Source organism: Streptomyces sp. NPDC025651, from assembly GCF_055558735.1.
In genome coordinates this window covers 503,247-509,246 of sequence record NZ_JBVHLZ010000003.1, presented here as the reverse complement: position 1 = coordinate 509,246, position 6,000 = coordinate 503,247, and the positions used below count along the sequence as shown (strand labels likewise).

Sequence of the window (6,000 nt, the reverse complement as noted above, 5' to 3'; positions counted from 1 at the left end):
CTGACCTGATCGTTCATGGCACTGATGGGAAGGTCTCTGTGCGGTTGAACAGGGGGTCGTACTTTGATGGTGGTACGGAGTGGAGTGCGGGGTGGTCCAACTACCTTGGCCAGCCGGGGAAGGGGCGTTTGTACTTCGCGGACATCAACGCCGACAACAAGGCCGACCTGATCGTCCATGGCTTCGACGGGAAGATCGCGGCGCGAATCAACACCGGCACGTACTTCGCCATCGCTCCGGGCGACGACTGGATCTGACCGTGTGTCTCTGATCAGGCCATGAGGGATACCGAGGCGGTCGCGGAACCGGCCTATTCCGTTCAGGGCGGTACGGAACCGTCCCCGACGGCCTCGCCGAGACGTTCGCCGCGTCACGTCGTGCTATGGACGACATGCCGATGGATTTCCGTGGGCGGTACGCACGGCGCAGCGCGAGGGCGTGACCGGTGCCCTGCTCCGGTCGCGGCCTCGCGCGTGTTGAGGGTGGTGATGGCCGGTCAGCAACCGCCGGAGGGCGCGGGAGTGCCCACGCCGGTCCGGAGGGGGGCGGGGGCACCGCAGCAGCCGCCGTCCGCCGCCTCGGTCTGGGGCTCGTCGAAGAGGCCGGTGCCGCCGCACACTCCGGTCTCGGGCAGGGTCAACTCGACGCGTTCGGCGGCGTCCTGGTCGCCGGCGAGGGCGGCGGTGATGGAGCGGACCTGCTCGTAGCCGGTCATGGCCAGGAAGGTGGGAGCGCGGCCGTAGGACTTCATGCCGACCAGGTAGACGTCCTCTTCCGGGTGGGAAAGCTCGTTGACGCCGTGGGGGTGGACGGTGCCGCAGGAGTGGACGTTGGGGTCGATCAGCGGAGCCAGTGCGACGGGGGCCTGGAGGCGCTCGTCGACGCCCAGGCGGAGTTCGTCGACGAAGGACAGGTCGGGGCGGAAGCCGGTCAGGCCGATGACCTCGTCGACCGGGTCCAGTCGGCGCCCGTCCTCGCCGACCAGGACGATCCGGTCACCGCTGCGTTCGACGGCGGCGGTGCGGAAGCCGGTGACCGCGTCCGCGTATCCGTCGTCGACGGCGGCCTTGGCGGCAAGTCCCAGGGCGCCGCGGGCGGGGAGCTGGTCGGCGCTGCCGCCGCCGAAGGTGGAGCCGGAGATGCCGCGCCGCAGGATCCACACCGCGTGCGTACCGGGGACCTCCTTGGCCAGGCCGGCGAGGGAGGCGAGCGCGGTGAAGGCGGAGGCGCCGGAGCCGACGACTGCGGTGCGCTTGCCTGCGTGACGGGCGCGTACGACGGGGTCCTTGAGGTCGGGGAGGCGGTAGGAGACGCGGTCGGCGGCCGAGCGTTCGCCGAGGGCGGGCAGGCCGTCGCCGCCGAGCGGGCCGGGGGTGGACCAGGTGCCGGAGGCGTCGATGACGGCGCGGGCCAGGAGGCGTTCCTCGCTGCCGTCGGTGCTCGTGACGTACACGGTGAAGGGCTGCTGCTCGCGGTCGGCGTCGACCACGCGGTCGCGGCCGACGCGGGAGACGCCGGTGACGCGGGCGCCGTAGCGGATCTTGTCGCCGAGGACGTCGGCGAGCGGCTGCAGGTACCGCTCGGCCCAGTCGCCGCCGGTGGGGTGGGTGGCGCCGTCGGGCCTGACCCAGCCGGTGGGGGCCAGGAGCTTCTCGGCGGCCGGGTCGACGACCTCGGCCCAGGTGGAGAACAGCCGGACGTGCGACCAGTCGCGTACTGCGCTGCCTGCGGCGTCGCCGGCCTCCAGGACCAGCGGTTCGATGCCGCGCTCGACCAGGTGGGCGGCGGCGGCCAGACCGATCGGGCCCGCGCCGATGACCACGGTCGGCAGGGTGGCGGCGGGGGTGTTCTCGTTCATCGGGTGCTCCCTCGGCAGGTGCCGTCGATCTTCTGATTCGACGTTTGTCGATATGGGGGATGCTCCAGAGCTTGCCCCGCCGCTTCGACGGATGTCAATATTGACGCATGTCGAATTCTCGTGTGGTGGAGCTGCCGGTGCTGAACCAGCCGGATGACGCGGTGGAGCCGTGCTGCCCGCCGCTGAACCAGCGCCCGCTGACGGCCGAGGAGGCCGAGCGGACCGCGAAGATGTTCAAGGCCCTCGGCGATCCGATCCGTCTGCGCTTGTTCTCCGCGGTCGCCTCGCACGAGGGCGGCGAGGCGTGCGTGTGCGACATCTCCGACGTCGGTGTCTCCCAGCCGACGGTCTCCCACCACCTGAAGAAGCTGAAGGACGCCGGTCTGCTCAGCTCCGAACGGCGCGGGACTTGGGTCTACTACCGTGTCGAGCCCGGCGTGCTGGCCGCGATGGGTCAACTGCTGGTAGGCGCAGGGGCTGTGGCCTGACCACACTCGGACGCCTGCGGCACCGCCGAGGGGCGCCGTACCACTGGGCGGGCACCCAAGTGGTGGAGGCCGAGGCGAGCGGTTGCCATCCTGAGGGGGCGGGGGAAGAGGAAGCAGAAGACCGGTTGGGCTGATCCGTAAGGCCGCCCAGTGTGCACTACGCGGGGGTACGTCGGACAAGACGGCCTCGGCCCTGCCCAGTTGGACAAGCGGTGTGGGTGGCGCGACCGTCCGCGCCGGCGGCAGGAAGTCCATGCGCCGGCGGTGGCGCGGCGGCTTCGGCGCCTATCCGAGCAGGTCGGCAACCTCGCGGGCGGCGTCCCGGGCGGTACGGCCGACGCCGACGAGGGTGGCTCAGGCGGGGCCGGTCCAATCGCCTACCCGGGCAGATGCGGCCGAGGCTCGTCCAGAGCCCGGGTTCCTTCGGTGGGGATGTGGCCGCGCGTACCGCGCAGGTGCGCCGGATCGGCGTCCGGGACCACGAAGTCCAGGCCGCGTCGGCGCAGGTGGTGGTCGGCGGCGAGTCCTGCCTGGCCGCCGCCGACCACCACCACGTCAGTGCGCCGCGTCATGGGGCCGTCGTGACCGCGTCGGCGGCGAACTTCCGTCGCCAGGCGAGCGCGACGTAGACCAGGCCGATCAGCACCGGCACTTCGATGAGCGGGCCGACGACACCGGACAGGGCCTGGCCGGAGGTGACGCCGAAGGTGGCGACGGCGACCGCGATGGCCAGCTCGAAGTTGTTGCCCGCCGCGGTGAAGGCGAGGGTCGCGGTGCGGTCGTAGGCCAGGCCCAGTCCCTTGCCGAGCAAGAACGTGCCGAAGAACATGAGGGCGAAGTACACCAGCAGCGGCAGCGCGATCCGGGCCACGTCCAGCGGCTGCGAGGTGATGGTCTTTCCCTGCAGGGCGAAGAGGATGACGATCGTGAACAGCAGCCCGTACAGCGCCCACGGCCCGATCTTCGGCAGGAACTTCGCCTCGTAGTCGGCACGGCCCAGTTTCTGCTCGCCGACGCGGCGGGTGAGGAACCCGGCCAGCAGTGGGATGCCGAGGAAGATGATGACGTTGAGCGCGATGTGCCACACGGACACGTCCAGGCCCCGGCCGTCGCCGAGGTTCATCCATCGGGGCAGCAGGTCGAGGTAGAACCAGCCGAGCAGGCCGAACGCGACGACCTGGAAGACGGAGTTGAGGGCGACAAGGACGGCGGCGGCCTCGCGGTCGCCGCAGGCCAGGTCGTTCCAGATGATGACCATGGCGATGCAGCGGGCAAGGCCGACGATGATCAATCCGGTGTGGTACTCGGGCAGGTCCGGTAGGAAGATCCACGCCAGGGCGAACATCACCGCAGGTCCCACGACCCAGTTGACGACCAGCGAGGAGACCATCAGCTTCTTGTCGCCGGTGACGCGGTCGAGCCGGTCGTAGCGGACCTTGGCCAGCACCGGGTACATCATGACGAGCAGGCCGAGCGCGATCGGCAGGGAGATCCCGCCGATCTCGATCTTGGCGAGGGCGTCGTTCATGCCCGGGATCAGACGGCCCAGGCCCAGACCGACGGCCATGGCGAGCAGGATCCACACCGCGAGGTAGCGGTCGAGGGTGGAGAGCTTCTTGACGATCGCTTCGTCCCCGGCCGCCTCGGCGCTCGGGGCGCTCTGGGCGCGGGCGGTGGTGGGCTCGGTGGAGGTCACGGGCAGGCCCTCTTGTTCTCGGCGGCGGTGCGGGCCGAGGTGGCGAGCTCGGCGAACTGCTCGGACAGGCCGGCCAGGACCTCGGGCTTGAGCTTGTAGTAGGTGAAGCGGCCGCACGGCTCGGTCTCCACCAGCCCGGCCTCGCGCAACACCTTCATGTGGTTGGACAGGTTGGTCTGCTTGGCTCCGGTCTCCTGGACCAGATGCGTCGTGCACAGCGTCTCGCGCGCCAGCAGGGTCACGATCTTCAGGCGGAGCGGATCGCCCAGCACCCGGATCACATCAGGATCGACTGAAGTCAGCATGCGCTGATAATGTCACATCACCGCTCGCTGATACCAGCGGGGGCTGAAGTCATTGGCGGTCGGGTCCGCCATGCGACGAGAGGGAACGATCACCATGGCCGACAAGCCGTCCGTCCTGTTCGTCTGCGTCCACAACGCCGGCCGCTCCCAGATGGCCGCCGCCTGGCTGACCCGCCTGGCCGGAGACCGTGTCGAGGTCCGCTCGGCCGGCTCCGACCCGGGCGAGCGGGTCAACCCGGCGGCCGTCGAGGCCATGGCCGAGGTCGGCATCGACATCTCCCAGGAGGCGCCGAAGATCCTCACCGTCGACGCGGTGAAGGAGTCGGACGTGTGCATCACCATGGGCTGCGGCGACACCTGCCCGGTCTTCCCCGGCAAGCGCTACCTCGACTGGAAGCTGGAGGACCCGGCCGGACAGGGCGTGGAGGCCGTGCGCCCGATCCGCGACGAGATCAAGACCCTGGTCGAGGGCCTGATCGCCGAGATCGCCCCGGCCGGGCCGGAGGCGACGGTGTGAGCGAGGTGCGCGACGTCGTCGCCATTGGCGTCGGCCCCGCCGGATGCGCCGCCGCCGTCCCCATGGCCCATGCCCGGCTCGGGCCGCTGCCGTGCGGCAGCGGCATGGTCGTCGGCGGATCGCTCACGACCACGACCGAGATGGAGAACTTCCCCTTCTTCTTCAAGGGTCGCGGCATCGTCGTGGTCGGCGGCGACAACGCCTGAGCATGTGAAGGGCCGCGCCCTTGAGGGTGCGGCCCTTCGGTGTACGGGGGCGGTGCGGATCAGCCGCAGCAGGAAGAGCCCTCGCCCTGCGCCGGTCCGGCCGTCTCGGTGACCGGCAGGAGATCGGCGGTGGCGGGCTTGGTCGCGCTGACGATGGCGGTGTGCATGCCGTCGGCGACCTGGTGGGTCGAGGTGAGGGTGACGTCGGAGAACCCGGCTGCCTCCAGGCCCTGCCGGTACTCGCTGAACGAGAGGGCGCCCGCGATGCAGCCGACGTAGTTCCCGCGCTCGGCCCGCTGGTCGGCGCTGAGGTGGTCCTCGGCGACGACGTCCGAGATGCCGATCCGCCCGCCCGGGGCCAGGACCCGGAACATCTCGGCGAAGACGGCGGGCTTGTCGACGGACAGGTTGATCACGCAGTTGGAGATCACCACGTCGATGGTGTGCGCGGGCAGCGGGATCGCCTCGATGGTGCCCTTGAGGAACTCGACGTTCCTCGCCCCGGCCTTCCTCGCGTTGGCCAGGGCGAGCGCGAGCATCTCCTCGGTCATGTCCAGCCCGTACGCCTTGCCGCTCGCCCCGACCCGGCGCGCGGACAGCAGGACGTCGATGCCGCCGCCCGAGCCGAGGTCCAAGACGCGCTCGCCCTCGCGCAGGTCTGCGACGGCGGTGGGGTTGCCGCACCCCAGCGAGGCGGCAACCGCGTCGGCGGGCAGCGCCTCGCGCTCATCGGACCCGTACGGACCGGACCCGAAGTTCTCGTCGATCTCGACTGCCCCGGAGTCGCAACACGCAGTGCCGCCCTGGGTGACCTTGAGGGCGGCGGCGGCATAGCCGGCGCGGACCGTCTCCCGCAGATCGGACTGGTCGCTCATGGGGAACCCCTCCTGCTGTATCGATGTCCGTGAAAGCAAGGCTGCCCCTTGAATC

General features: G+C 70.4%; 7 protein-coding genes and 2 pseudogenes. 4 read left to right on the top strand and 5 right to left on the bottom strand.

Going from position 1 to position 6,000, the window contains the following annotated elements; all coding sequences use genetic code 11:
• Positions 1-257 (top strand): annotated as a pseudogene (locus ACZ4D5_RS14585) (S1 family peptidase); the annotation flags it as partial.
• A 239-nt stretch (positions 258-496) separates the two neighbouring features.
• On the opposite strand, the gene ACZ4D5_RS14580 reads toward ACZ4D5_RS14585, so the two are convergent.
• On the bottom strand, positions 497-1,858 hold the full coding sequence (locus ACZ4D5_RS14580) for an NAD(P)-binding domain-containing protein (RefSeq protein WP_467772696.1): 1,362 nt from the start codon (positions 1,856-1,858) through the stop codon (positions 497-499).
• 107 nt (positions 1,859-1,965) lie between these two features.
• Between ACZ4D5_RS14580 and ACZ4D5_RS14575 the strand changes: the two genes are divergently transcribed.
• On the top strand, positions 1,966-2,346 hold the full coding sequence (locus ACZ4D5_RS14575; protein ID WP_467772695.1) for an ArsR/SmtB family transcription factor: 381 nt from the start codon (positions 1,966-1,968) through the stop codon (positions 2,344-2,346).
• Positions 2,347-2,631: 285 nt separating this feature from the next.
• On the opposite strand, the pseudogene ACZ4D5_RS14570 reads toward ACZ4D5_RS14575, so the two are convergent.
• From ACZ4D5_RS14570 to ACZ4D5_RS14560, 3 genes and pseudogenes are all read right to left on the bottom strand, one after another.
• Positions 2,632-2,810, bottom strand: a pseudogene (locus ACZ4D5_RS14570) (pyridine nucleotide-disulfide oxidoreductase); the annotation flags it as partial.
• A gap of 104 nt (positions 2,811-2,914) precedes the next feature.
• Complete coding sequence (arsB, locus tag ACZ4D5_RS14565) at positions 2,915-4,042, bottom strand: ACR3 family arsenite efflux transporter (protein WP_467772694.1); 1,128 nt, start codon at positions 4,040-4,042, stop codon at positions 2,915-2,917.
• Complete coding sequence (locus tag ACZ4D5_RS14560; protein WP_467772693.1) at positions 4,039-4,347, bottom strand: ArsR/SmtB family transcription factor; 309 nt, start codon at positions 4,345-4,347, stop codon at positions 4,039-4,041. The genes arsB and ACZ4D5_RS14560 overlap by 4 nt, the downstream gene beginning before the upstream one ends.
• A 94-nt stretch (positions 4,348-4,441) precedes the next feature.
• On the opposite strand from ACZ4D5_RS14560, the gene ACZ4D5_RS14555 reads away from it, so the two are divergent.
• Complete coding sequence (locus ACZ4D5_RS14555; RefSeq protein WP_467772692.1) at positions 4,442-4,864, top strand: arsenate reductase ArsC; 423 nt, start codon at positions 4,442-4,444, stop codon at positions 4,862-4,864.
• Positions 4,861-5,070, top strand: coding sequence for a hypothetical protein (locus ACZ4D5_RS14550; protein WP_467772691.1), 210 nt, complete (start codon positions 4,861-4,863; stop codon positions 5,068-5,070). The genes ACZ4D5_RS14555 and ACZ4D5_RS14550 overlap by 4 nt, the downstream gene beginning before the upstream one ends.
• A gap of 59 nt (positions 5,071-5,129) precedes the next feature.
• Here ACZ4D5_RS14550 and arsM read toward each other — a convergent pair whose 3' ends face one another.
• Positions 5,130-5,945 (bottom strand): arsenite methyltransferase, encoded by an 816-nt coding sequence (gene arsM / locus ACZ4D5_RS14545; protein ID WP_467772690.1) that lies wholly within the window; start codon positions 5,943-5,945, stop codon positions 5,130-5,132.
• Positions 5,946-6,000: the final 55 nt, after the last annotated feature.